Here is a 23,856-nt window from a genome sequence, read left to right as displayed (position 1 = left end):
GGACGGCGGCTTTCCCGGGATGCTATCGGTTACCGGTGGCAACTGGGCAAGCCAGAGCACCTGTCGGGACCGTGGGCTACCCGGAAGGCCTTGGTTCGGGGTGTTGTCCCTTTGGAGGGAAAACGCCCCGAATAATGCATTCTACCCCTGGATCTTGTACTCCTCCAGGAGTCGGCGCCCCACGATCATCTTCTGGATCTCGGCGGTGCCCTCGCCGATCAGGAGCATCGGGGCCTCACGGTACAGCCGTTCGATCTCGTACTCCTTGGAGAAACCGTAACCGCCGTGGATGCGGAACGCGTCTTCCACGACCTCCTTGCAGTACTCCGAGGCGAGGTATTTGGCCATCCCCGCCTCCAGGTCGTTGCGCTGCCCGGAGTCCTTCTTCCGTGCGGCGCCGACCATCAGGGCGTGCGCCGCCTCCACCTTGGTGGCCATTTCGGCCAACTTGAACTGAATTGCCTGGTGCTGGGCGATCGGCTTGCCGAAGGTGTGCCGCTGCTGGGCGTAGGAGACGCCCAGCTCGAAGGCGCGCTGGGCCACACCGCAGCCGCGCGCGGCCACGTTGACCCGGCCGACCTCGACACCGTCCATCATCTGGTAGAAGCCGCGGCCGGTCCTGCCTCCCAGAACCCGGTTCTCCGGGACGCGCAGGCCGTCCAGGATCAGCTCGGTGGTGTCGACGCCCTTGTAGCCCATCTTGTCGATCTTGCCGGGGATCGTCAGCCCCGGCTTGACCTCGCCGAAGCCCGGCTCCTTCTCGACCAGGAAGGTGGTCATCGACTTGTGCGGGGCGGTGCCCTCGGGGTGGCCCTCGTCGGTGCGGCACAGCACCGCCACCAGCGAGGAGGTGCCGCCGTTGGTCAGCCACATCTTCTGGCCGGTCAGGACGTACTCGTCACCGTCGCGCACGCCCTTGGTGGTGATGGCCGACACGTCCGAGCCCAGGCCCGGCTCGGACATCGAGAAGGCGCCGCGGACCTCGCCGGCCGCCATCCTGGGCAGGAAGTACTCCTTCTGCTCGTCGGTGCCGTGCTGCTTGAGCATGTACGCGACGATGAAGTGGGTGTTGATGATGCCGGACACGCTCATCCAGCCGCGGGCGATCTCCTCCACGCACAGCGCGTAGGTGAGCAGCGACTCCCCGAGACCGCCGTACTCCTCCGGGATCATCAGGCCGAAGATCCCCAGCTCCTTCAGGCCCTCCACGATCCGGGTCGGGTACTCGTCCCGGTGCTCCAGCTCGGTGGCGACCGGGATGATCTCCTTGTCGACGAAGTCGCGGACGGTGGAGACGATCTCCCGCTGGATGTCCGTCAGGCCCTCGGTCTGCGCCAGGCGCCCCATGTCACTCGCCTCCCTTTCCGGAGTCCCGCCCGTCCGTGCGCAGCTCGGGGCGGCCGGGCTGCTCACCTCCGCGCGCCTCGATGTACTCGGCGGTGGGCACCATCACCTTGCGGCGGAAGACGCACACCAGGGTGCCGTCCTGCTTGTAGCCCTTGGTCTCGACGTGGACGATGCCGCGGTCGGACTTCGAGCGCGACGGCGTCTTGTCCAGGACGGTGGTCTCGCCGTAGATCGTGTCGCCGTGGAAGGTGGGCGCCACGTGCCGCAGCGACTCGATCTCCAGGTTGGCGATCGCCTTGCCGGAGACGTCCGGCACGGACATGCCCAGCAGCAGCGAGTAGATGTAGTTGCCGACCACCACGTTCCTGCCGAAGTCCGTCGTCTTCTCGGCGTAGTTGGTGTCCATGTGGAGCGGGTGGTGGTTCATGGTCAGCAGGCAGAACAGGTGGTCGTCGTACTCCGTGACCGTCTTGCCGGGCCAGTGCCGGTAGACGTCCCCGACCTCGAACTCCTCGTAGGTGCGGCCGAACTGCATGGTGTGACTCTCCGTGGTGTGGTGGACGAACGGGTACCGGACCGGGCCGCCCCCCTCCCCGGCCTCCCCCTTCGCCCCGTGGAGGGGGAGCGGAAGGAGGGGGCGGGGAGCCGGGAGCGGCCCGCGGTGGTGGGGCTCAGGCGGCGGGCGGCTCGAACTTCGAGGTCCGCTCCATGCCGGCGGCCCGGCCCTTGCCCGCGATGACCAGGGCCATCTTGCGGCTGGCCTCGTCGATCATCTCGTCGCCGAGCATCGCCGAGCCCTTCCTGCCGCCCGCCTCGGAGGTGAAGTACTCGTAGGCGTCCAGGATCAGCTCCGCGTGGTCGTAGTCCTCCTGGGAGGGGGAGAAGACCTCGTTGGCCGCCTCGACCTGGCCGGGGTGCAGCACCCACTTGCCGTCGAAGCCGAGGGCGGCGGCGCGCTCGGCGACGGCCCGGAAGCCGTCCACGTTCTTGATCTGCAGGTAGGGGCCGTCGATGGCCTGCAGGTTGTGGGTGCGGGCGGCCATCAGGATCCGCATCAGGATGTAGTGGTAGGCGTCGGCCGGGTAGCCGGGCGGCTGCTCGCCCACGACCAGGGACTTCATGTTGATGGAGGCCATGAAGTCGGCCGGGCCGAAGATGATGGTCTCCAGCCGGGGCGAGGCGGCGGCGATCTCGTCGACGTTCACCAGGCCCTTGGCGTTCTCGATCTGGGCCTCGATGCCGATGCGGCCGACCTCGAGGCCCATGGTGGTCTCGATCTGCGTCAGCAGCATGTCCAGCGCCCTGACCTGGGCGGCGTCCTGCACCTTCGGCAGCATGATGCAGTCCAGGTTCTGGCCCGCGCCCTCGACGACCGTGATCACGTCGCGGTACGTCCAGTGGGTGGTCCAGTCGTTGACGCGCACCACCCGGGTCTTGCCCGTCCAGTCGCCCTCGTTGAGGAACTTCACGATGGTGTGCCGGGCCTCGGGCTTGGCCAGCGGGGCGCAGGCGTCCTCCAGGTCCAGGAAGACCTGGTCGGCGGCCAGCCCCTGGGCCTTCTCCAGGAAGCGGGGGTTGCTGCCCGGCACCGCGAGGCAGGAGCGGCGGGGACGCAGCCGGTTGACGGGCGTGGTCATGCGGGGACCTCCAGGGGGTCGAGCTTGTTCGCGGTGCGGATCTCGTCGACGATACGGCCGATGATCTCCGTGATGCCGAAGTCCTTCGGGGTGAAGACCGCCGCCACCCCGGCGGCGCGCAGTGCGTCGGCGTCCGCGCGCGGGATGATGCCGCCGACGATGACCGGAACGTCGTCGACGCCGGCCCGGTGCAGCCGGTCCAGTACGTCGGGCACCAGCTCGGCGTGCGAGCCGGAGAGGATCGACAGCCCCACGCAGTGCACGTCCTCGGCGACGGCCGCCGAGACGATCTGCTCGGGGGTCAGCCGGATGCCCTGGTAGACCACCTCGAAGCCCGCGTCGCGGGCCCGTACGGCGATCTGCTCGGCCCCGTTGCTGTGCCCGTCCAGACCGGGCTTGCCCACCAGCAGGCGCAGCTTGCCGCAGCCCAGCTCGGCGGCGGTGGCCTCCACCTTCCGGCGCACCTCGGCCAGCCGCGAGCCCTCCTCGGCGGGGGTCGCCACCGGCGCGGAGCTCACGCCGGTGGGGGCCCGGTACTCGCCGAAGACGTCGCGCAGGGCCCAGGCCCACTCACCGGTGGTCACCCCGGCCCGGGCGCACTCGATGGTGGCCGGCATCAGGTTGTCCCTGCCCGCCGCGGCCCGCTTCAGCTCGGCGAGCGCCCGGTGGGCGCGGGCCTCGTCCCGCTCGTCGCGCCACCGCTGGAGGGCGGCGACGACGTTCCGCTCCACCGCCGGGTCCACGGTCATGATGGCCGTGTCCAGGTCGGCGGTGAGCGGGTTGGGCTCGGTGGACTCGAAGCAGTTGACCCCGACGATCTTCTCCTCGCCGGACTCGATGCGGGCCCTGCGTTCGGCGTGCGAGGCGACCAGCCGCGCCTTGAGGTAGCCCGACTCCACCGCCGCCATCGCGCCGCCCATCTCCTGGATGCGCTCGATCTCGGCGAGGGCGCCCTCGGCCAGTTCGGCGGTCCTGGCCTCGACCACGTGCGATCCGGCGAACAGGTCGTCGTACTCCAGCAGGTCGCTCTCGTGGGCGAGGACCTGCTGGATGCGCAGCGACCACTGCTGGTCCCAGGGCCTGGGCAGGCCGAGCGCCTCGTTCCAGGCGGGCAGCTGCACGGCGCGGGCGCGGGCGTCCTTGGAGAGGGTGACGGCCAGCATCTCCAGCACGATGCGCTGGACGTTGTTCTCCGGCTGGGCCTCGGTCAGCCCCAGGGAGTTGACCTGGACGCCGTAGCGGAAGCGGCGGTGCCTGGGGTCCTCGATTCCGTACCGCTCGCGGGTGATCCTGTCCCAGATGCGGGTGAAGGCCCGCATCTTGCACATCTCCTCGACGAAGCGGACGCCCGCGTTGACGAAGAAGGAGATGCGCCCGACGACGTCGCCCATCCGCTCGGCGGGAACCTGCCCGGAGTCGCGCACCGCGTCCAGCACCGCGATGGCGGTGGACATCGCGTAGGCGATCTCCTGCACCGGCGTGGCCCCGGCCTCCTGCAGGTGGTAGCTGCAGATGTTGATCGGGTTCCACTTGGGCATGTGCGCCACGGTGTAGGCGATCGTGTCGGTGGTCAGACGCAGGGAGGGGCCCGGCGGGAAGACGTGCGTCCCGCGCGAGAGGTACTCCTTGACGATGTCGTTCTGCGTCGTCCCCGAAAGCCTGGAGATGTCCGCGCCCTGCTCCTCGGCGACCACCTGGTACAGCGCCAGCAGCCACATGGCGGTGGCGTTGATGGTCATCGAGGTGTTCATCCGCTCCAGGGGGATGTCCTGGAACAGCCGGCGCATGTCACCGAGGTGGCAGACCGGGACCCCGACCCGGCCGACCTCGCCGCGGGCGAGGACGTGGTCGGGGTCGTAACCGGTCTGGGTGGGCAGGTCGAAGGCGACCGACAGGCCGGTCTGCCCCTTGGCGAGGTTGCGCCGGTACAGCTCGTTGGACGCCTCGGCCGTGGAGTGCCCGGCGTACGTCCGCATCAGCCACGGACGGTCTTTCTGGCGCTCAGCCATGGGGGTGCCCTCTACACGTTCCGGAAGCGGTTGATGGCGTCGATGTGCTTGGCCCGCATCTCCGCGTCGCGCACGCCCATGCCCTCGCGCGGGGCCAGGCACAGCACGCCGACCTTGCCCTGGTGCGCGTTGCGGTGCACGTCGTGGGCGGCCTGGCCGGTCTCCTCCAGGGAGTACGTCTTCGACAGCGTGGGGTGGATCTTGCCCTTGGCGATCAGGCGGTTGGCCTCCCACGCCTCGCGGTAGTTGGCGAAGTGGGAGCCGATGATGCGCTTGAGGCTCATCCACAGGTAGCGGTTGTCGTAGCTGTGCATGTAGCCGGAGGTGGAGGCGCAGGTGGTGATGGTGCCGCCCTTGCGGGTGACGTAGACGGACGCGCCGAAGGTCTCGCGCCCGGGGTGCTCGAAGACGATGTCCACGTCCTCGCCGCCGGTCAGCTCGCGGATGCGCTTGCCGAAGCGCTTCCACTCCCTGGGGTCCTGGGTGTTCTCGTCCTTCCAGAACCGGTAGCCCTCGGCGTTGCGGTCGATGATCGCCTCGGCGCCCATGGAGCGGCAGATGTCGGCCTTGGCCGGGGAGGAGACCACGCAGATGGGGTTGGCGCCGCCGGCCAGGGCCATCTGGGTGGCGTAGGACCCCAGACCGCCGGAGGCGCCCCAGATCAGCACGTTGTCGCCCTGCTTCATGCCGGCGCCGTTGCGGGAGACCAGCTGCCGGTAGGCGGTGGAGTTCACCAGACCCGGCGCGGCGGCCTCCTCCCAGGACAGGTGGGCGGGCTTGGGCATGAGCTGGTTGGACTTCACCAGCGCGATCTCGGCCAGGCCGCCGAAGTTGGTCTCGAAGCCCCAGATGCGCTGCTCGGGGTCGAGCATGGTGTCGTTGTGGCCGTCGGCGTTCTCCAGCTCCACCGACAGGCAGTGGGCGACGACCTCGTCGCCGGGCTGCCAGGCGTTGACGCCGGGGCCGGTGCGCAGCACCACGCCCGCCAGGTCGGAGCCGATGATGTGGTACGGCAGGTCGTGGCGCTTGGCCAGCTCCGAGGTGCGCCCGTAGCGCTCCAGGAAGCCGAAGGTCGACACCGGCTCGAAGATCGAGGTCCACACCGAGTTGTAGTTCACCGAGGAGGCCATGACCGCCACCAGGGCTTCGCCGGGACCCAGCTCCGGCAGGGGCACCTCGTCCAGGTGCAGGGACTTGCGCGGGTCCTTCTCCCGGGTGGGCAGGCCCTCGAACATGTCGGCCTCGTCCTTGTGCACGGTCACCGCGCGGTAGGACTCGGGCAGCGCCAGGTTGGCGAAGTCGGCGGGCTTGCTGTCCGACGCGAGGATCGCGTCCAGGATTTCCTTCACTGTGGCCTCCGGCGAGCGTTCGGGGACGCTTGAGGGGTCGCTGGGGTCTTCTTCGGTCTTGTGTGAGCTGCTGGTGCCGTCGGTTCGGCGGTGATGCTGCGGCTCGGCGCGGTAGCGCTGAAGGTGCCTGTGACGCAGGCGTCCGGACGCACGGCAGTGACCGCGGGGACAGTGCCCGGACACCGCTCACGTTATGGCACTGCGTGCCAGCACACAAGACACTGCGTGCCAAGAATTTCTCTCAGTTGTCACCAGGTGTGCACGCATGAGCGGGGTGCGCGCACGGAAACGGCCGCCTCCTTTCGGGAGGCGGCCGTTTCCTTTTCCTTCTGTGCGGCTGTACGGCTGTGCGGTCTCAGGTTCGTTCCCTGCGTGCCCGCCAGGTGCCCGCCGCGGTGCTCAGTCCTGCCGCAGGGCTTCCTCGATCGTGCGCATCACCTGGTCCAGCGGGGCGTCGGTGCGTGCCACCGCCACCAGCACCCCGCGCTCCCGTTCGGCCGCCCCGTTCGCCCCGTTCGCTCCGCCCGCCCCGGCGGCCGCGGCCGGCCGGTCGGCCGCCGCCCGGCCGGCGACGAAGCCGGTGCCGAAGGTCCGCCGCACGGTGGCGAAGGCCCGGTCCAGCTGGGCCTCCACGTCGCCCTGGCCGCCCGCGCGCAGCCAGCGCCGCAGCACGTGGTTGTGCGCGGTGACCACCGCCGACGCCGCCACCTCGGCCAGCAGCGGCTCGTCGAGGCCGTCCTCGTCGCCGTCCCGGTGGGCCACGGCGGACTCGTCGAAGTGGCCCAGCAGATACCGGGTGAACAGCCGCTCGTAGCGGGCCACGGACGCGATCTCCCGCTCCCGCAGCGTGGGCACCTCACGCGTGAGCCGGTAGCGCTCCACCGACACCGCCGGGGAGGCCGCGTACATCCTCATGACCTCCTTGATGCCACGGCACACGGTGTCCAGCGGGTTCTCGTGCGCGGGCGCCGCGTCCAGCACCGCCTTGGCGCGCTCCAGGGTGTCGTCGTGATCCGGGAAGATCGCCTCTTCCTTGGAGCGGAAGTGCCGGAAGAAGGTGCGCCGGGCCACCCCGGCCGCGGCCGCGATCTCGTCGACCGTCGTCTCCTCGTAGCCCTTGGTGGCGAAGAGCTCCATCGCGGCGGCGGCCAACTCACGGCGCATCTTCAGGCGCTGGCTGGGCACGTTGGGACGGGCGGACCGTACGGACTGCGACATGTGTGGAACGTTACACGGCGCACCGCCGCCGGCGGGCGGGCCGCCGGGGTCCAGCAGCCCACCCCACCCGGAGTCCGCCCGGGGCGGGAACGCCGGGTTCGCCGCGCTCACCGCCTCGCGTACTCGCGGAAGCCGCGTCCGCTCTTGCGGCCCAGGCAGCCCGCCGCGACCAGGTGCTCCAGCAGCGGAGCCGGGGCCAGGCCCGGCTCGCGGAACTCCTCGTGCAGCACCTTCTCGATCGCCAGGGAGACGTCCAGGCCGACCACGTCCAGCAGCTCGAACGGGCCCATCGGGTAGCCGCCGCCGAGCTTCATGGCCGCGTCGACGGCGTCCATGTCGGCGTAGTGCTCCTGCACCATCTTGATGGCGTTGTTCAGGTACGGGAACAGCAGCGCGTTGACGATGAAGCCCGCGCGGTCGCCGCAGTCCACCGGGTGCTTGCGGATCCTCGCGCACACCTCGCGCACGGTGGCGTGGACGTCGTCGCCGGTCAGGACGGTGCTCACCACCTCCACGAGCTTCATCGCGGGCGCGGGGTTGAAGAAGTGCATGCCGATCACGTCCTGCGGGCGCGAGGTCGCGCGGGCGCAGGCGACCACCGGCAGCGAGGAGGTGGTGGTGGCCAGCACCGCGCCCGGCTTGCACACCTCGTCCAACGTCGCGAACAGGCCCTTCTTGACCTCCAGGTCCTCGGCCACCGCCTCGACCGCCAGGTCCACGTCCGCCAGCGCGGACAGCGAGCCGGCCGGGGTGATCCTGGCGAGCGTCTCGTCGCGGGCCTCGGCGCTCATCCGGCCCTTCCTCACCGACCGCTCCAGCGAGGAGGAGATCCGGGCCCTGGCCGTCCCGGCCTTCTCGTCGCTGCGCGCGACCAGCACCACGTCGTAGCCGGCCTTGGCGAACACCTCGGCGATGCCGCCGGCCATGGTCCCCGAGCCCGCCACGCCGACGGAGCGCACCTGGCGCGGGGTGCCCCGCAGTCCGCCCTCGCGCGGGGTGAGCGCGTCCGGCACCACCGTCGCCGAACCCGGCGCCTCGTAGGTGTAGAAGCCGCGCCCGGCCTTGCGGCCCGTCAGACCGGCGGCGCTGAGCTGGCCCAGGATCGGGGCGGGGGCGTGCAGCCGGTCGCGGGACTCGGCGTACATCGCCTCCAGCACGGTGCGGGCGGTGTCGACGCCGATCAGGTCCAGCAGGGCGAGCGGGCCCATCGGCAGACCGCAGCCCAGGCGCATCGCGGCGTCGATGTCCTCGCGGGTGGCGTACTTCGACTCGTACATCGCCGCGGCCTGGTTGAGGTAGCCGAACAGCAGCCCGTCGGCGACGAAGCCGGGCCGGTCGCCGACCGGGATCGGCTCCTTGCCCAGGTCGACGGCGAGATCGGTGACCGCGGCGACCGCCTCGGGAGAGGTGAGCACGCAGGAGACGATCTCCACCAGCTTCATCGCGGGCGCGGGGTTGAAGAAGTGCATCCCCAGCACGCGCTCGGGGTGCGCGGAGTCGGCCGCGAGCCGGGTGACCGACAGGGCGTTGGTGCCGGTGGCGATGACGGCCGCCGGCTTGACGATGCCGTCCAGCTCGTTGATGACGCGCTGCTTGAGCCCGTAGTCCTCCGGCACCACCTCGATGACCAGATCGGCCTCGGCCGCGGCCTGGAGGTCGCAGAAGGTGCGGAAGCGGGCGAGGGCGTCGCGCCGCTCCTGCTCGGTGATCCGCTCGCGCTCCACGGCGCGGGCGGTGGACGCCTCCAGCGCGGCGACGGCCCGGCGGGCGGCGTTCTCGTCGGTGTCGATGCCGATGACCTCGCGGCCGGCGCGGGCCAGGACCTCGGCGATGCCGGTGCCCATGGTGCCGAGGCCGACCACGGCGACAGTGGTGAGGGTGGGACGGTCCATCACGGGACTCCAGGGAAGAGGAAGAGAGGGTGACGACTGAGAGGGAGAAGGAGGGGAGAGGGGCGGGCGAGGGCGCGAGAGCGCCGGGCCCGCGTCGTACACAGGTGTGGAACGAGCGAGAGCGGCCCTGTCCCGGGGCCGTGCTCGACCTGCGTGTACGCGTGCTGAACCGACTGCACACCGGACGGCTGCGTCACCAGGCCGTCCGACTGAGCGGGGGTACCGCTCCGATGAGCAGGCTAACCTGCGGGTAACCCGAATGCCAGAGGGTAGACCGCTTCCAGGAATGTGGCACATACCACAGGGAGGTGACGTGCCGGTGGGCAGGGCGGGCACGGTGGACCGCGAAATGGTGGATCGGCTGCGGGCCGAGGCGGATCCGGAGGAGTACGGGCGGCTGCTCGCCCTGGCCCGGCGGGACACGGCCGCCGCCCGTGACGCGCTGGCAGCCGAACTCACCGCCCCCGCCCGCCCCTTGTGGGCCCGGGAGCTGGCCGCCTGCACCCTGGGCCGGGCCGGGGACCCCCGGGCCTTCGAGACGCTGGTGTTCCTGCTCAACCACCGCGACCCGGCCCGCTGCGCCGCCGCGGCCCGCGCCCTGCTGCGCCTGGGCGACCCGCGTACCGCCCGCGCCGCGGCGGCGCTGGCGACCAACGAGCTGCGCACCTCCTACGCGTTACACCCCGTACGGCTGCTGGCCGCCCTGCGCGCGCCGCAGTCCGCGCCGACCCTGATCCGCGTCCTGGACCGGCTGCTGGCCGGCCCCGTCCACCACTGGCAGGTGGCCCGCGCCTGCGTGGAGGGGCTCGGAGCGCTGGGCGACCCGCGGGCCAGGCTGGTGCTGCTGGCCGCCCGGGAGCGCGAGGAGCTGCGCGCGGCGGCCGACGAGGCGCTGCGCAGGCTCTGACCGCGGCGGGGCCGGCGCCGGCCCGGACGGAGGGTGCGCGGCATCGCTCCCGGCTGCCCCCCGCCGTGCCCCGGGGCCTTTCCGGAGCGGTGGAACCCTTCCCCGGCGTAAGGGATGGCGCGGCTTTCGGGCTGCGAAACGCAGGCCGCCTCCGCGTCATGCCTTGTGAAGTGCGCCACAGAGGGTTTAGGAGATGTCGCTTCGAAGGTGGAGGCGGGTGCGCGGTGTGCTCCGGGCGCCCGGTCCCGCGGCCCGGGCCGGAGCGCGGGCCGAGGAGGTCCTCAGTAGCTCCACCAGCTTCCCTCGGAGGGCTGCGGAATCCAGGTGTAGATGCCGCTCTCGGCGGGGCCGCGCCGCCACACCGCCCTCACGCGGTCGGCCGGATACTCCTCCAGGCAGTCCCACACGCCCAGGGCGTCTGTGTCCTCGATGACGATCTGGCCGTCGGCGGTGCGCCCGGCGCGCCCGGCCTCGACCAGTCTCTCCCGGCCATCCGTGAGTTGCAGCTTGAAGACGGCCATCCCTGATGCCTTTCCCCCGGCGGGACCGCCGTACGGTGGCGGCGGACCGCGGGTCTTCCGGTGTCTGCGGTGTGGTTGGGGGCGGGCCACCCCCGAGGCTCCGGACGACGACGGAGCGGTGGCCCCGGAGGTGGCGTGGAAGCAGGCCGACCATGTCGGCGAGCGGCTTTACTCTAACGCAGGGGGAGGGTTGCACCGACTCCTCGCACCCCGGTGGAGGCGTCCGAACGGAGCAGTGGAACGGGAAGTGAGGGAGCGCCGGTGAGCGCAGGGGAGTCCGTGTGCGTGCGGGAAGCGGTCGAGGCGGATCTGGAGGCGGTGGCGGCCCTGCGGGTGCGGGGCTGGCGGTGCGCGTACCGCCACCTGATGCCCCGTGAGTACCTGGAGGGGATGGACGCCGCCGCGTACGCCGCCCGGCGCCGGGCGGACTTCGCCGCGACACGCGAGACGGTCACCGACCTGGTCGCGGTGGACGGCGGAGGCCGCATCACCGGCTGGGCGGCCCTCGGGCCGTGCCGGGGGGGCGGCGGCAGCGGCGGGGGCGACTGCGGAGAGGGCGGGGACGGCGAGGGCTGCCGCGACGGCGAGCTGTACGCCCTGTACGTCGAACCGGAGCGCATCGGCTCGGGCCTCGGGCGCGCGCTGCTGGCGGAGGTGGTGCGGCGGGCGGAGGCGCGCCGGATGCGCCGGCTCCGGCTGTGGGTGGTGGAGGGCAACGCGCGGGCCCGCCGCTTCTACGAGGCGGCGGGCTTCGCCCCGGACGGGGTGAGGTCGCTCTCCGACGCGGGAGGGACGCCCGTGGCCGAGGTGCGCTACTCGCGCGGGCCGGGTGGGGCGGACCTCACAGCAGGGTGAGCTGGGTCGGGCCCGCTTCGGGCTCGGGGGCGCACCGCGGTGCGCCGACGCCCCGGTGCGCCCCCGGCCGGGACGGCCCGATGCCGTACTCCTCCGCCAGCTCGTGCACCTGCCGGGTGATTTGGCGCTGGTACCACTTCGGGGCGTAGGCGCCGTCGGCGTACAGCCGCTCGTAGTGGCCCACCAGGCCCGGGTGGTGCCGGGCCAGCCAGGAGGTGAACCACTCGCGCGCGCCCGGCCGCAGATGCAGGGCCAGCGGCGTGACGGAGGTCGCCCCCGCCGCCGCGATCGCCCGCACCGTCGCGCGGAGCTGGGCGGGGCCGTCGGAGAGGAACGGGATGACCGGGGCCATCAGCACACCGCAGCCGATGCCGTGGTCGGTGAGGGCGCGCACCACGTCCAGGCGCCGCTCGGGGGCCGGGGTGCCGGGCTCCACCGTGCGCCACAGCTCCTCGTCCAGGAAGGCCACCGACACCGAGACGCCCACGTCCGCCACCGCGCCGGCCGAGCGCAGCAGGTCCAGGTCGCGCAGGATCAGGGTCCCCTTGGTGAGGATGGAGAACGGGTTGGCGTGGTCGCGCAGGGCGGTCAGGATGCCGGGCATCAGCCGGTAGCGGCCCTCGGCGCGCTGGTAGCAGTCGACGTTGGTGCCCATGGCTATGTGGTGGCCCGGCCAGCGGGGGGAGGACAGCTCCCGGCGCAGCAGCCGGTCGGCGTTGGTCTTCACCACGATCTGGGTGTCGAAGCCGATCCCGGTGTCCAGGTCCAGATAGCCGTGGCTGCGGCGGGCGAAGCAGTACACGCAGGCGTGGGAGCAGCCGCGGTACGGGTTGACGGTCCATTCGAACGGCATCCGGGAGGCGCCCGGCACCCGGTTGATGATCGAACGGGCCCGTACCTCGTGGAAGGTGATGCCCGCGAACTCCGGGGTGTCGACCGTACGCGTGACCACGCCCGGGCCGAAGAGGGCGGCCGTGCCGCTCGCGTCCGGTCCGTCCCGGTGCAGATTGTCCCAGCGCATGCGACCTCCTCGTTCCGCCCGCACAAGAATAGAACATGTGTTCCCGTCGGTGGTAACCCCGATTTGGGCGGGCGCGTCGCGGGTGGTTGGCTGGCGGAAGCGGCCGCCGCGACGGTCGGCGGAGCGCCGGGACACCAGGACCACCGGAACCACCAGGGAGAAGCCATGGCGCAGGTCGAGGCCACCACGCAGCGCGAGATCGCGGCCCGCCCGGAGGACGTGTTCGACGCGCTCGCCGACTACAGCGGCACCCGCGGCAGGCTGCTGCCCGGGCAGTTCGGCGAGTACGAGGTGCGCGAGGGCGGCGACGGCAAGGGCACGCTCGTCCACTGGAAGCTCCGGGCGACCTCCAAGCGGGTGCGCGACTGCCTGATGGAGGTGGACGAGCCCATGGAGGGGCAACTGGTCGAACGCGACCGCAACTCCTCGATGGTCACCACCTGGACCGTCACCCCGGGCTCGGCCGAGGGCACCTCGCGGGTCACCGTCGCCACCGCGTGGAAGGGCGCGGGCGGCGTCGGCGGTTTCTTCGAGCGCGCCTTCGCGCCCAAGGGGCTCGCCCGCATCTACGACGAGCTGCTCGCCAACCTCGCCGCCGAGACCGAGGGCCGGGCGGGCGCCTGACCGCCCGGCTCGCCCCGCGCACACCGCGAGCACCCCGGCGCACGCACCCTCCCGGCGCCCGCCGCCCGGACCGGACGCGCCCGGATGCACGAACCGCGCCGGACGGGGTAGGCGGGCTCTCCCGGCGGCCGTGACCCCGCGGCCCGCAGACGGACGAGGGAGAGACCCCGTGAACGCCACGCTCGAAGACGGCGGCTCCTCGCAGGGCATCTGGAGCACCGACCCCGCGATCACGGCCGCCGTGCACATGCCGATCTTCGAGAAGTACTTCGCCCCGGACCTGCCGCTGGTCGACGCCGACTGCGGCAACGGGGCCCAGACGGTCTTCCTGGCCGGCCGCTTCCGCCCCTGCGTCGGGATCGACCGCTCGGCCGCCGTACTGGAACGCGCCCGGACGGTGGTGGGGGAGGGGGAGGGCGGCCGCAGTGCCCCGGACTTCCGGCAGCTCGACGCCGCCGACCCCGACGCGATGCGGCGCCTGCACGACGAACTGGGCGACGCCAACGTCTACCTGCGAGGCGTCCTCCGGCGCAGCGGACCCGCCGGCCGCGCCCGTGTCGCCGAGTCCGTCGCCGCGCTCGTCGGGGAGCGCGGCCGCGCCTTCGTGGTGGAGGCCGCGCCCGAGGCCAGCGCGGCCCTGGCGCAGGGGGCGGGGGCCGCCCACCCCGCCGAGCTGCCCGGCCCCCTCGACACACCCGGCCTCTCCGATCTGCCGCACATGTCGAACGCCCCCCGGGACCACACCGGACCGGGCGCCCCGCAGGGCCCCGGACGGGAGCCGGCCGAACCGGCGGAACCGGCCGGGCCGTTCGTCGCGGCCGGGCTGCGGGTGCTCGCCGGCGGCTCGCTCCCGCTGTCCACGACCGACTTCGAACCCGACGGCTCGCGCCTCGATCTGCCGTCGAACTGGCTGGTGGTGGGCCGCGGCGAGTGACGCCACAGGTTCGGACCGGTGACACCCGCCCGGCGGCCCACCCTGGTCTTGGACGCCGCCGGGGCTGCGCGTAACGTGGCCTTCCATGACGAAGATCCTGATCAGCGCCGACATGGAGGGCGCCACGGGGGTGACCTGGCCCGCCGACGTCCTGCCGGGGACCCCGCAGTGGGAGCGCTGCCGTCCGATGTTCACCTCCGACGTGAACGCGGCGATCGCCGGTTTCCTCGACGGCGGCGCGGACGAGGTGCTGGTCAACGAGGCGCACTGGACCATGCGCAACCTGCTGCTGGAGAAGCTGGACGACCGCGCCCAGATGCTCACCGGCCGCCACAAGTCGCTCAGCATGGTCGAGGGCGTCCAGCACGGCGACGTCGACGGCATCGCCTTCGTCGGCTACCACACGGGCGCCGGAGCCGAGGGCGTCCTGGCCCACACCTACCTCGCCAACTCCCTCACCGGCGTGTGGCTGGACGGCGAGCGGGCCAGCGAGGGCCGCCTGAACGCCGCGGTGGTGGCCGAGTACGGCGTCCCCGTCGTCCTGGTCACCGGCGACGACCGCACCTGCGACGACGCACGCGGCTACGCCCCCGCCGCGCGCGGCGTCGCCGTCAAGGACTACGTCTCCCGCTACGCCGCCGTCTGCCGCACCCCCGCCCGCACCGCCGCCGACATCCGCGCGGCGGCGAAGGAGGCGGTCGCCCTGGCGGTGCGCCACGAGCCCACCGGGCCCCGGCCCCGCACGGTCGAGATCGAGTTCGACGCCGAGCACCTGGCCGGCGCGGCCACCGTCGTGCCCGGCGTGGAGCAGACGGGTGAGCGCCGGGTGGCGTACACATCGCCGTCCATGTACGAGGGGATCCGCACCTTCAAGGCGGTCACCACCGTCGTCTCTGCCGCAGTGGAGGAGCAGTATGGCTGAGCGCATCGACAACCAGGCACTCGACGAGGCGGTCGCCTTCACCTCGGAGCTGATCCGCATCGACTCCGTCAACCTCGGCAACGGCGACGGCACCGAGCGGAAGGCCGCCGAGTACGTCGCCGGGAAGCTGTCCGACGCCGGGATCGAGCCGGTGGTGCTGGAGAAGGTCCGCGGCCGCACCAACGTCGTCGCCCGCATCGAGGGCACCGACCCCTCCGCCGACGCGCTGCTCGTCCACGGCCACCTGGACGTGGTGCCCGCCGAGCCCGCCGACTGGACCGTCCACCCCTTCTCCGGCGAGGTCCGCGACGGCGTGGTCTGGGGCCGCGGCGCGGTCGACATGAAGAACGCCGACGCGATGGTCCTCTCCGTCGTCCGCGCCTGGGCCAGGGCCGGGGTGCGCCCCCGCCGTGACATCGTCCTCGCCTTCACCGCCGACGAGGAGGACACCGGCCAGTACGGCGCGGACTTCCTCGCCCGCGAGCACCCCGAGCTGTTCGAGGGCTGCACCGAGGGCATAAGCGAGTCCGGCGCCTACACCTTCCACGCCGGCGGCGGCCTGCAGCTCTACCCGATCGCGGCGGGCGAGCGCGGCACCGCCTGGATGGAGCTGACCGCCACCGGCCGGGCCGGGCACGGCTCCAAGGTCAACCGCGCCAACGCGGTGAGCCGGCTGGCCGCCGCGGTGCACCGCATCGGCGAGCACGACTGGCCGGTGCGGCTGTCGAAGACGGTGCGCGCCGCCCTCACCGAGCTGTCCCGCCTCAACGGGCTGGACGCCCCCGACTTCGACGCCCCCGACTTCGACGTGGACGCCCTGCTGGCCAAGCTGGGCCCGTCCGCCAAGCTGGTCGAGGCCACCGTGCGCAACAGCACCAACCCCACCGGCCTCAAGGCCGGTTACAAGATCAACGTCATTCCCGGCACCGCCGAGGCGCATGTGGACGGGCGGATGCTCCCCGGCACCGAGGAGGAGTTCACCGCCACCATCGACGAACTCACCGGCCCGGACGTGGACTGGAGGTTCTACCACCGCGGCCCGGCCCTCCAGGCGCCGGTCGACTCGCGCACCTTCGCCGTGCTGCGCGAGTCCCTGGAGCACTTCGACCCCGACGCCCACGTCATCCCGTTCTGCATGACCGGCGGCACCGACGCCAAGCAGTTCGCGGAGCTGGGCATCGTGGGCTACGGCTTCACCCCGCTGAGGCTGCCCGAGGGGCTGAACTACCAGGCGATGTTCCACGGCGTCGACGAGCGCGTCCCCGTGGACGCCCTCCACTTCGGCGTCCGGGTCATGGACCGCGCCCTGTTCACCCTCTGAGCCCGGGCCCGCCTCCGGCCCGACGCCCCACCGCCCCCTGCCTTCCCCGAAGAACCCGCCGAGCCCGCGAGGAGCCGCGCACGATGACGTACGCCACCACCCCGTACGGCACCTGGGAGTCCCCGATCGACGCCCGCCTGGTCGCCGCGCACGACGGCCACCCCGAGTACGCGGGCACCGTCGGTGCCGAGGTGTGGTGGACCGAGCCCCGCCCCGCCGAGGGCGGCCGGCGGGCGCTGATGAGGCTGCGCCCGGACGGAACCGGCCCCGCCGAGTCGGTGCTGCCCGAGCCGTGGAACGTCCGCAGCCGGGTGATCGAGTACGGCGGGCGCCCCTGGGCCGGGGCCGCGCGCGCGGAGGGCGGGCCGCTGGTCGTCTTCGTCCACCACGCCGACCAGCGGATGTACGCCTTCGAACCGGACGCCCCCCGAGCCGAGCCGCGTCCCCTCACCCCCGTCTCGGCGGTCGGCGAGGGCCTGCGCTGGGCCGACCCGGTGGTGCTGCCGGAGCGGGGCGAGGTGTGGTGCGTGCTGGAGGAGTTCACCGGGCAGCGGCCCACCGACGTGCGCCGGGTGATCGCGGCCGTGCCCCTGGACGGCTCGGCGGCCTCCGACCGCTCCCGGATCCGCGAACTGACCGGCGACGCCGACCGCTTCACCACCGGCCCCCGCCTCTCCCCGGACGGGCGGCGGGCGGCGTGGCTGGTGTGGGACCACCCCCGGATGCCCTGGGACGGCACGGTCGTCCGCCTGGCCGACGTCACCGCCGAGGGCTCCTTCGACAACGTCCGCGCCGTCGCCGGCGGCGCCCGGGAGTCGGTGGCGCAGGCCGACTGGGCGGCGGACGGCTCGCTGCTGTACAGCGGCGACGCGAGCGGCTGGTGGAACCTGTACCGACTGGACGCCGCTGCCGCCGACGGGACGGGCGCCGCGGGCGCGGCCACCCCCCTGTGCCCGCGCGAGGAGGAGTTCGGCGGACCGCTGTGGAAGATCGGCCACCAGTGGTTCCAGCCGCTGGAGGACGGCACGGTCGCCGTCCTGCACGGCCGCGGCTCCCTGCGCCTGGGCATCCTGGACCCGGCCACCGGCGAACTGGCCGACGCCCCCGGCCCGTGGACGGAGTGGGCCCCGGCCCTGGCCGCCGCGGGCACCCGCGTCATCGGCATCGCCGCGAGCCCGCGCAGCGCCTACGAGGTCGTGGAGCTGGACACCCGCACCGGCCACGCCCTGGTCGTCGGCTCCGCCCACAGCGACCTGGTCGACCCGGCCTACTACCCCGAACCCGCCGAGCGCGTCTTCACCGGCCCGGACGGCCGCGAGATCCACGCCCACCTGTACCCCCCGCGCCACCCCGCCGCCGTCGCCCCCGACGGCGAACTGCCGCCGTACGTGGTGTGGGCCCACGGCGGGCCCACCGGGCGGGCGCCCCTCGTACTGGACCTGGAGATCGCCTACTTCACCTCGCGCGGCATCGGCGTGGCGGAGGTGAACTACGGCGGCTCGGCGGGCTACGGCCGCGCCTACCGCGACCGGCTGCGGGAGCGCTGGGGCGTGGTCGACGTCGAGGACTGCGCCGCCGTCGCCCGCGCCCTGGCCGCCGAGGGCACCGCCGACCCCGCCCGGCTGGCCATACGCGGCGGCAGCGCGGGCGGCTGGACCACCGCCGTCTCCCTCACCTCGCCGCTGACCGAGGGCCTGTACGCCTGCGGGACCATCAGCTACCCCATCCTCGACCTGGCCGGCTGGGCGACCGGCGAGACGCACGACTTCGAGTCGCAGTACCTGGTCTCCCTCGTCGGCCGCGCCGAGGAGCACCCCGAGCGCTACCGCGACCGCTCGCCCGTCCACCACGCCGACCGCGTCACCGCCCCCTTCCTGCTGCTCCAGGGCCTGGACGACGTGATCTGCCCGCCCGCCCAGTGCGACCGCTTCCTGGCCGAGGTCGCCGGGCGCGGAGTGCCGCACGCCTACCTCGCCTTCGAGGGCGAGAGCCACGGCTTCCGCAGGGCGGAGACCATCACCCGGGCCGTGGAGGCCGAACTCTCCCTGTACGCGCAGGTCTTCGGCTTCGACCGGCCGGACGTCCCCAGGCTGGAGCTCACCACGTGACATCTGCATCCCCCTCACCACCGCGCCCCGCCCTCACCCGGCCCCGGCGGCTGCGCCCCGGCGACCGGGTGGCGATCGTGGCGCCCAGCGGACCGGTGGAGCGCGAGCGGCTGGACGCCGGGGTGGACGTACTGCGCGGCTGGGACCTGGACCCGCAGGTCATGCCGCACGTCCTGGACGTCCACCCGCGCCTGGACCACCTGGCCGGCACCGACGCCGACCGCGCCCGCGACCTGACCGAGGCCTGGTGCGACCCGTCCGTCGCGGCCGTCCTCGCCGCCCGCGGCGGCTACGGCGTGCAGCGGATGGTGGACCTGGCCGACTGGGACGCGATGCGCGCGGCCGGCCCCAAGCCCTTCGTCGGCTACAGCGACCTGACCGTGCTGCACGAGGCGTTCGCGACCCGGCTGGGCCTGGCCACCCTGCACGGCCCGATGCCCGCCACCGTCTCCTTCCTCAAGGACGGCCCCACCCAGGAGCATCTGCGCGCCACCCTCTTCGCCCCGGAGACGGTCACGCGGATCACCTCCCCGGCCGCCCGCACACTGGTGCCCGGCCGGGCGTCCGGCACCACCTACGGCGGCTGCCTGTCGCTGCTGGCCGCCCAGGCCGGCGTGCCGGGGCGGGACGGCGCCCGCCCGGACGGCGGCATCCTGCTGCTGGAGGACGTCGGCGAGCCGCCGTACCGCCTCGACGGCTACCTCACCCATCTGCTGCGCTCCGGCGAACTGGACGGTGTGGCGGGCGTGGTGCTCGGCTCCTGGCACGACTGCGGCCCGTACGAGAGGGTCCGCGAGGTGCTGCTGGACCGGCTCGCCCCGCTGGGGGTGCCGGTGGTGGAGGAGCTGGGTTTCGGACACGGCCCGGCGACCCTGACCCTGCCGCTCGGGGTCCGTGCCACCCTGGACGCCGACGCGCGCACGCTCACGCTCGAGGAGCCCGCCCTGGTCTGAGCGGCGCCCGGCCCGAGCGGCGCCCGGCCCGAGCGGCGCCCCGCTCTCCCGCCGGGCCTCGCGGCTCAAAGCCCCGCGAGGTCCGCCAGGGTGCGCACCTGGGCCATCATCGCCGTGCCCGCCTCCAGGTCGCCGCCCTCGGCCACGGCCCACAGCGCCGACTCCACGCGCCGCGCCACCGCCCACGCCATCAGCCGTCCCGCGTCCTCGCCGAGCGCGCCGGCCACCAGCGAGCACCGTGCGGCGACCACGTCACGCGGGACGGGCCGCCCGAAGGCGTAGCCGATCTGCTCGACCAGCGGCCAGGGGTCGTACAGCGGATCGCCGGTCATCGGCTTGGCGTCGATCGCCAGCCAGGGCCGCCGTCCGGCGGACAGGACGTTGCCGGGGTTGAGGTCGCCGTGCACCACCGCCTCGCGGGCGGCCGTCCCCGGCAGCTCGCGCAGCAGCCGCACCCCCAGCGCCACCAGGGCCGGATCGAAGCCGGCGGGCCGCAGCCGTGCCATCCGCCCCTCGGCCAGGTCCGCCCACCCGGCGGTCACCTCCGCCACCGTCTCCAGCCCCGCATCCGGCGGAACGGGCGTGCTCCACAGCTCGCGCAGCACCTCCGCCCCGGCCAGCAGCCGCTCCTCGGCGGGCAGTTCCGCGGCCCGGCCCAGCTCGGTGCCCGGTGCGCAGCGCTCCAGCAGCAGCGCGTACCGCCCGGCGTCGTGCTCGTACAGCCGCACCGCGCCCCGACCGTCCCACAGCCGCAGGGCCTCGCCCTCCCCGGCCGCCTCCCGGTGCGGCCAGCTCACCTTGAGCACCGCGTCGGAGCCGTCCGCGCGCCGCACCGGCGCCACCCACGAGACGCTGCCCCCGGCGAACGGCTCACCGGGCACCAGCTCCCACCGCTCGGCCAACTCCCCGATCAGGGCGGGCAGTCGGCCCAGCCACTCGGGCCCGCCCGGGTAACCGGAGACGGTCCTCACCACGGGCAGGCCGGGCGGCACCAGGTCGGCGGGCGTCATGGGGGCGAGCATAGGCGGGCCGCCGCCCCGCCGCCCCCACCACCGAACGCGACGTCCGAACGCCGCCGGACTCCCGGGCCGTGCCGCGCCAGGATCGATCCATGCCCACCCGGGCCCGGCCGACACCGGGAGGAACCCCGCCGACGGGCCGGACGCGGAGTACCGGAGCGGGCTGACGGCACTGGACCGCCACGGGCGGCCCGAGGAGATCGCGGCGGCGGTGGCGCATCCGGCCGGCGCCCGGGGCCGGTACATCACCGGTGCCTCCATCGCCGTTGACGGCGGCCTCACCGCCTGAACCGGCGGCGGGCGGCAGGGGGCGGGACAGATCGCGGGCGTGCGCGACGGCGCCCCCGTCCCCTGGCCGTGCGCCGACCCCGGCCCCGCCCGGGTGGACGCCCTGCGCGCCGAGGTGGGCATCGCGCCCTTCGCCGAGCACACCGCCCGCCACGCGCCCGGCGGGCCGCGCTGAAAACCCGGGGCGGACCGTACGCGCCGCATGCCACGATCGGTCCATGACCGCCGCCGAGCCCTGGATGATCGACGAACTCGCCCATGCCGGTCCCGAGCACCTGGACCCCGCCTTCGTGGCCGGGTTCGACCGCAAGCAGGGGCACCCCGACCCGGCGCCGGACATCGACGCGCTGCGCCGCCACGGTGTGGGGAGGGACGCCGCCGTGGTCGATCTGGGCGCCGGGACCGGGCGGTTCGCGCTGGCCGCGGCCCGTGAGTTCACCCGGGTGGTGGCCGTGGACGTCTCGCCCGCGATGCTGGACCACCTGCGGGCGCGGGCCGGGCGGGAGGCGGCGGCGAACCTGGAGTGCGTCCGGGCCGGCTTCCTCACCTACGAGCACACCGGGCCGCCCGCCGACGCCGTGCACACCCGGCACGCCCTCCACCAGCTGCCCGACTTCTTCAAGGCGCTGGCGCTGGAGCGCATCGCCCGCACACTGCGGCCCGGCGGTGTGCTCCGCCTGCGCGACCTCGTCTTCGACTTCCGGCCGGATGAGGCCGGGCAGGTGCTGGAGGAGTGGATGGCGGGCGCGGCCGGCGATCCCGCGCTCGGCTACACCCGCCGGGACTACGCCGAGCACCTGCGCACCGAGTACAGCACCTTCCGCTGGCTGCTGGAACCGATGCTGGAAGCCGCCGGGTTCGAGATAGTGGAGGCGGAGTACGAAAGGCGCCTCTTCGGCGCCTACACCTGCGTCAGACGTCCCTGACGGGCGGCGCGACACCCAAGGAGGCGGGTTGAAGCTGCACGTACTGCGCGTGTCCGAGCACGCGGCCGGCGTACGCGACGGGGCGGTGCTGTCCGAGGAGGAACGCGCCCGCTGCGCGGCGTTCGTCCGGGAGGCCGACCGGGACCGCTACCGGGTCGCCCACACGGCCCTGCGTCTGGAACTGGCCGCGGTCCTGGGCACCGACCCCGCCGCCGTCCCCCTCACCCGCGAGCCGTGCCCGCTGTGCGGCGGACCGCACGGCCGCCCGGCCGTGCCCGGCAACCCGGTGCACTTCTCGCTGTCGCACGCCGGCGACGTGGTGCTGATCGCCCTGGACGGCGCTCCCGTCGGCGCCGACGTGGAGGCGTACCCCACGGCCGCTGTCGTCGCGGAGACCGTCTCCGCCCTCCACCCGCGCGAGCGCGCCGAGATCGGCAGGCTGGCACCGGCCGACCGCCCGGCCGCCTTCGCCCGCTGCTGGACGCGGAAGGAGGCGTACCTCAAGGGCACCGGCGCCGGCCTGGGCGAGGACCCGGGCGCCACCTACGTCGGCAGCCTCGCGACCCCTGCCGGGATCCCCGGCTGGGAGCTCGCGGACGTGGCCGCGCCCGAGGGCTACGCGGCGGCCGTGGCGCTCGCCCTCCCCCGTACGGGGGAGGAGGGCACCCCCTAGGGACGGCCCGCCGGGCGGGCCGCGGCCCCCGCGCCCATGGTGGTGGCATGAGCACACACAGGAGAACGCGCGACGGGGGCGCGCGCGGCTTTCCGTCCCCGGGCAGGGTGCTGGTACTGCTGCTGCTGGCCGCCACCCTGGTCTTCGTCTTCCAGAACACCGCGCGGACCGAGATCAGGCTGCTGGTCCCGATCGTCACCATGCCGCTGTGGGTGGCGCTGCTGATCCCCGGTGTGATCGGGCTGCTGTCCGGGATGTACCTGGTGCGGCGCAGATAGCGGGCGGCGCGGTGCCGCCGTTCGCGCGCCTGCCGGGCGGACGGGGGAATGATCTTCTCGGGCGGGGAAGTTGTGCGGGGTATGAAGGCAATCGTTCTGAACGAGTACGGCGGACCCGACGACCTGACCCTCACCGACCTGCCCGAACCCAAGGTGGGGCCCGACGCGGTCCTGGTACGGGTGAAGGCGGCCGGGGTGAACCCGGTGGACTGGAAGGTCGGGGCGGGCTACCTCGACCCGGTCCTCGACGCCCACTTCCCGCTGGTGCCCGGCTGGGACGTGGCAGGCGTGGTGGAGCGGACCGGCCCGGACGCGAAGGAGCTCGCCCCCGGCGACGAGGTGATCGGGTACGTCCGCAAGGACTGGGCGCAGAACGGCACCTACGCCGAGCTGGTCGCCGCGCCCGTGCGCACCCTGGCCCGCAGGCCCGCCGCGCTGAGCTGGCAGCAGGCGGCGGGACTGCCGCTGGCGGGGCTCACCGCGTACCAGTCGCTGAAGCGGCTGGGCGTGGGCGAGGGCGACACCGTGCTGATCCACGCCGCGGCCGGCGGCGTCGGCTCGCTGGGGGTGCAGATCGCGGCCGCGTGGGGTGCGCGGGTCATCGGCACGGCAAGCGAGCGCAACCACGACTTCCTGCGGGAACTGGGAGCCGAGCCGGTCGTCTACGGCGAGGGGCTGGCCGACCGGGTGCGCGAACTGGCGCCCGGCGGTGTGGACGCGGCCTTCGACTTCGTCGGCGGCGAGTCGATCGACGTGTCGCAGCAGGTGCTCAAGGACTCCACGCGGGTGCTGTCGGTCGTCGACGCCGAGGTGATGGCCAAGGGCGGCCACTACCTGTTCGTAAGGCCCGATCCGGCCGACCTCGCCGCCCTGGCGGACCTGGCCGACGCCGGGAAGCTGACGGTCGGCGTCGACCGTGCGGTGCCGCTGGCCGAGACCGCCGAGGCGTGGCGGCTCAGCCAGTCCGGGCGGACCAGGGGGAAGGTAGTCATCGACGTCTCCTGACGCGGCTTCCCGGGGTGAGCCCGCCGGTAGGCGGGCTCCCCTCCCGTCC

Annotated in this window: 23 protein-coding genes; 13 read left to right on the top strand and 10 right to left on the bottom strand. The window is 73.4% G+C overall.

Annotated features, from left to right (window positions below; genetic code table 11):
- Positions 1 to 141: 141 nt before the first annotated feature.
- From QPK52_RS04935 to QPK52_RS04905, 7 genes are all read right to left on the bottom strand, one after another.
- Complete coding sequence (locus QPK52_RS04935) at positions 142 to 1,347, bottom strand: acyl-CoA dehydrogenase family protein (RefSeq protein WP_410535801.1); 1,206 nt, start codon at positions 1,345 to 1,347, stop codon at positions 142 to 144.
- Position 1,348: 1 nt separating this feature from the next.
- On the bottom strand, positions 1,349 to 1,882 hold the full coding sequence (locus QPK52_RS04930; protein ID WP_410535800.1) for a MaoC family dehydratase: 534 nt from the start codon (positions 1,880 to 1,882) through the stop codon (positions 1,349 to 1,351).
- Between the two features lie 136 nt (positions 1,883 to 2,018).
- The gene (locus QPK52_RS04925; protein ID WP_410535799.1) at positions 2,019 to 2,984 is read right to left on the bottom strand and encodes an HpcH/HpaI aldolase/citrate lyase family protein; all 966 of its coding nucleotides are present in this window, start codon (positions 2,982 to 2,984) and stop codon (positions 2,019 to 2,021) included.
- Complete coding sequence (locus QPK52_RS04920; RefSeq protein ID WP_410535798.1) at positions 2,981 to 4,993, bottom strand: protein meaA; 2,013 nt, start codon at positions 4,991 to 4,993, stop codon at positions 2,981 to 2,983. The genes QPK52_RS04925 and QPK52_RS04920 overlap by 4 nt, the downstream gene beginning before the upstream one ends.
- A gap of 11 nt (positions 4,994 to 5,004) precedes the next feature.
- Positions 5,005 to 6,342, bottom strand: a complete 1,338-nt coding sequence (gene ccrA, locus QPK52_RS04915) for a crotonyl-CoA carboxylase/reductase (protein WP_410535797.1) — start codon at positions 6,340 to 6,342, stop codon at positions 5,005 to 5,007.
- A gap of 399 nt (positions 6,343 to 6,741) precedes the next feature.
- The gene (locus QPK52_RS04910; protein WP_410535796.1) at positions 6,742 to 7,560 is read right to left on the bottom strand and encodes a TetR family transcriptional regulator; all 819 of its coding nucleotides are present in this window, start codon (positions 7,558 to 7,560) and stop codon (positions 6,742 to 6,744) included.
- A gap of 107 nt (positions 7,561 to 7,667) precedes the next feature.
- Positions 7,668 to 9,452, bottom strand: a complete 1,785-nt coding sequence (locus QPK52_RS04905) for a 3-hydroxyacyl-CoA dehydrogenase family protein (protein ID WP_410535795.1) — start codon at positions 9,450 to 9,452, stop codon at positions 7,668 to 7,670.
- A gap of 349 nt (positions 9,453 to 9,801) precedes the next feature.
- Between QPK52_RS04905 and QPK52_RS04900 the strand changes: the two genes are divergently transcribed.
- Positions 9,802 to 10,359 carry a HEAT repeat domain-containing protein gene (locus tag QPK52_RS04900; RefSeq protein WP_410540206.1) on the top strand — a complete coding sequence of 186 codons (558 nt, stop codon included), beginning with the start codon at positions 9,802 to 9,804 and terminating at the stop codon, positions 10,357 to 10,359.
- Positions 10,360 to 10,640: 281 nt separating this feature from the next.
- On the opposite strand, the gene QPK52_RS04895 is transcribed toward QPK52_RS04900, so the two are convergent.
- The gene (locus QPK52_RS04895) at positions 10,641 to 10,880 is read right to left on the bottom strand and encodes a hypothetical protein (RefSeq protein WP_093660023.1); all 240 of its coding nucleotides are present in this window, start codon (positions 10,878 to 10,880) and stop codon (positions 10,641 to 10,643) included.
- Between the two features lie 261 nt (positions 10,881 to 11,141).
- Between QPK52_RS04895 and QPK52_RS04890 the strand changes: the two genes are divergently transcribed.
- Positions 11,142 to 11,735 (top strand): GNAT family N-acetyltransferase, encoded by a 594-nt coding sequence (locus tag QPK52_RS04890; protein ID WP_410535794.1) that lies wholly within the window; start codon positions 11,142 to 11,144, stop codon positions 11,733 to 11,735.
- On the opposite strand, the gene QPK52_RS04885 is transcribed toward QPK52_RS04890, so the two are convergent.
- Positions 11,722 to 12,756, bottom strand: a complete 1,035-nt coding sequence (locus QPK52_RS04885; RefSeq protein WP_410535793.1) for an Rv2578c family radical SAM protein — start codon at positions 12,754 to 12,756, stop codon at positions 11,722 to 11,724. The two genes, QPK52_RS04890 and QPK52_RS04885, sit on opposite strands and share 14 nt — an antisense overlap.
- 165 nt (positions 12,757 to 12,921) lie before the next feature.
- On the opposite strand from QPK52_RS04885, the gene QPK52_RS04880 reads away from it, so the two are divergent.
- The 6 genes from QPK52_RS04880 (at position 12,922) to QPK52_RS04855 (ending at position 19,618) form a co-directional block, all read left to right on the top strand.
- On the top strand, positions 12,922 to 13,380 hold the full coding sequence (locus tag QPK52_RS04880) for an SRPBCC family protein (RefSeq protein ID WP_410535792.1): 459 nt from the start codon (positions 12,922 to 12,924) through the stop codon (positions 13,378 to 13,380).
- 169 nt (positions 13,381 to 13,549) lie between these two features.
- Positions 13,550 to 14,314: an SAM-dependent methyltransferase gene (locus tag QPK52_RS04875; protein ID WP_410535791.1), complete on the top strand. Its 765-nt coding sequence runs from the start codon at positions 13,550 to 13,552 to the stop codon at positions 14,312 to 14,314.
- An 85-nt stretch (positions 14,315 to 14,399) separates the two neighbouring features.
- Positions 14,400 to 15,236, top strand: a complete 837-nt coding sequence (locus QPK52_RS04870) for a M55 family metallopeptidase (RefSeq protein WP_093660017.1) — start codon at positions 14,400 to 14,402, stop codon at positions 15,234 to 15,236.
- Complete coding sequence (locus tag QPK52_RS04865; RefSeq protein WP_410535790.1) at positions 15,229 to 16,557, top strand: M20/M25/M40 family metallo-hydrolase; 1,329 nt, start codon at positions 15,229 to 15,231, stop codon at positions 16,555 to 16,557. Before QPK52_RS04870 ends, QPK52_RS04865 begins: the two co-directional genes overlap by 8 nt.
- An 83-nt stretch (positions 16,558 to 16,640) precedes the next feature.
- Entirely contained in the window at positions 16,641 to 18,665 is a 2,025-nt protein-coding gene (locus QPK52_RS04860; RefSeq protein ID WP_410535789.1) for a prolyl oligopeptidase family serine peptidase, read from the top strand.
- Complete coding sequence (locus QPK52_RS04855) at positions 18,662 to 19,618, top strand: LD-carboxypeptidase (protein ID WP_410535788.1); 957 nt, start codon at positions 18,662 to 18,664, stop codon at positions 19,616 to 19,618. The genes QPK52_RS04860 and QPK52_RS04855 overlap by 4 nt, the downstream gene beginning before the upstream one ends.
- A 65-nt stretch (positions 19,619 to 19,683) precedes the next feature.
- On the opposite strand, the gene QPK52_RS04850 is transcribed toward QPK52_RS04855, so the two are convergent.
- Positions 19,684 to 20,628: an aminoglycoside phosphotransferase family protein gene (locus tag QPK52_RS04850; RefSeq protein WP_410535787.1), complete on the bottom strand. Its 945-nt coding sequence runs from the start codon at positions 20,626 to 20,628 to the stop codon at positions 19,684 to 19,686.
- Between the two features lie 337 nt (positions 20,629 to 20,965).
- Between QPK52_RS04850 and QPK52_RS04845 the strand changes: the two genes are divergently transcribed.
- The 5 genes from QPK52_RS04845 to QPK52_RS04825 all read left to right on the top strand — a co-directional run bounded on the left by QPK52_RS04845 (position 20,966) and on the right by QPK52_RS04825 (position 23,807).
- Complete coding sequence (locus tag QPK52_RS04845; RefSeq protein WP_410535785.1) at positions 20,966 to 21,100, top strand: hypothetical protein; 135 nt, start codon at positions 20,966 to 20,968, stop codon at positions 21,098 to 21,100.
- A gap of 43 nt (positions 21,101 to 21,143) precedes the next feature.
- Complete coding sequence (locus QPK52_RS04840; RefSeq protein ID WP_410535784.1) at positions 21,144 to 21,851, top strand: class I SAM-dependent methyltransferase; 708 nt, start codon at positions 21,144 to 21,146, stop codon at positions 21,849 to 21,851.
- A 28-nt stretch (positions 21,852 to 21,879) separates the two neighbouring features.
- On the top strand, positions 21,880 to 22,524 hold the full coding sequence (locus QPK52_RS04835; RefSeq protein WP_410535783.1) for a 4'-phosphopantetheinyl transferase family protein: 645 nt from the start codon (positions 21,880 to 21,882) through the stop codon (positions 22,522 to 22,524).
- A 47-nt stretch (positions 22,525 to 22,571) separates the two neighbouring features.
- Positions 22,572 to 22,802, top strand: a complete 231-nt coding sequence (locus QPK52_RS04830) for a DUF1049 domain-containing protein (protein WP_410535782.1) — start codon at positions 22,572 to 22,574, stop codon at positions 22,800 to 22,802.
- Between the two features lie 81 nt (positions 22,803 to 22,883).
- Entirely contained in the window at positions 22,884 to 23,807 is a 924-nt protein-coding gene (locus QPK52_RS04825) for an NADP-dependent oxidoreductase (RefSeq protein WP_410535781.1), read from the top strand.
- Positions 23,808 to 23,856: the final 49 nt, after the last annotated feature.

The organism is Streptomyces sp. KL2 (genome assembly GCF_046529545.1).
Taxonomy (GTDB): domain Bacteria; phylum Actinomycetota; class Actinomycetes; order Streptomycetales; family Streptomycetaceae; genus Streptomyces; species Streptomyces radiopugnans.
Note: the sequence above shows the minus strand (reverse complement) of the source record. Positions and strands in the feature narration are given on the sequence as shown.

Bases quoted from the DNA above. Each gene is read 5' to 3' on its own strand.
- QPK52_RS04925 (WP_410535799.1), bottom strand. From the start codon at position 2,984: ATGACCACGCCCGTCAACCGGCTGCGTCCCCGCCGCTCCTGCCTCGCG.
- QPK52_RS04840 (WP_410535784.1), top strand. From the start codon at position 21,144: ATGACCGCCGCCGAGCCCTGGATGATCGACGAACTCGCCCATGCCGGT.
- QPK52_RS04900 (WP_410540206.1), top strand. From the start codon at position 9,802: ATGGTGGATCGGCTGCGGGCCGAGGCGGATCCGGAGGAGTACGGGCGG.
- QPK52_RS04850 (WP_410535787.1), bottom strand. From the start codon at position 20,628: ATGACGCCCGCCGACCTGGTGCCGCCCGGCCTGCCCGTGGTGAGGACC.
- QPK52_RS04935 (WP_410535801.1), bottom strand. From the start codon at position 1,347: ATGGGGCGCCTGGCGCAGACCGAGGGCCTGACGGACATCCAGCGGGAG.
- QPK52_RS04910 (WP_410535796.1), bottom strand. From the start codon at position 7,560: ATGTCGCAGTCCGTACGGTCCGCCCGTCCCAACGTGCCCAGCCAGCGC.
- QPK52_RS04870 (WP_093660017.1), top strand. From the start codon at position 14,400: ATGACGAAGATCCTGATCAGCGCCGACATGGAGGGCGCCACGGGGGTG.
- QPK52_RS04865 (WP_410535790.1), top strand. From the start codon at position 15,229: ATGGCTGAGCGCATCGACAACCAGGCACTCGACGAGGCGGTCGCCTTC.
- QPK52_RS04905 (WP_410535795.1), bottom strand. From the start codon at position 9,452: ATGGACCGTCCCACCCTCACCACTGTCGCCGTGGTCGGCCTCGGCACC.
- QPK52_RS04860 (WP_410535789.1), top strand. From the start codon at position 16,641: ATGACGTACGCCACCACCCCGTACGGCACCTGGGAGTCCCCGATCGAC.
- QPK52_RS04830 (WP_410535782.1), top strand. From the start codon at position 22,572: ATGAGCACACACAGGAGAACGCGCGACGGGGGCGCGCGCGGCTTTCCG.
- QPK52_RS04895 (WP_093660023.1), bottom strand. From the start codon at position 10,880: ATGGCCGTCTTCAAGCTGCAACTCACGGATGGCCGGGAGAGACTGGTC.
- QPK52_RS04880 (WP_410535792.1), top strand. From the start codon at position 12,922: ATGGCGCAGGTCGAGGCCACCACGCAGCGCGAGATCGCGGCCCGCCCG.
- QPK52_RS04920 (WP_410535798.1), bottom strand. From the start codon at position 4,993: ATGGCTGAGCGCCAGAAAGACCGTCCGTGGCTGATGCGGACGTACGCC.
- QPK52_RS04825 (WP_410535781.1), top strand. From the start codon at position 22,884: ATGAAGGCAATCGTTCTGAACGAGTACGGCGGACCCGACGACCTGACC.
- QPK52_RS04885 (WP_410535793.1), bottom strand. From the start codon at position 12,756: ATGCGCTGGGACAATCTGCACCGGGACGGACCGGACGCGAGCGGCACG.
- QPK52_RS04930 (WP_410535800.1), bottom strand. From the start codon at position 1,882: ATGCAGTTCGGCCGCACCTACGAGGAGTTCGAGGTCGGGGACGTCTAC.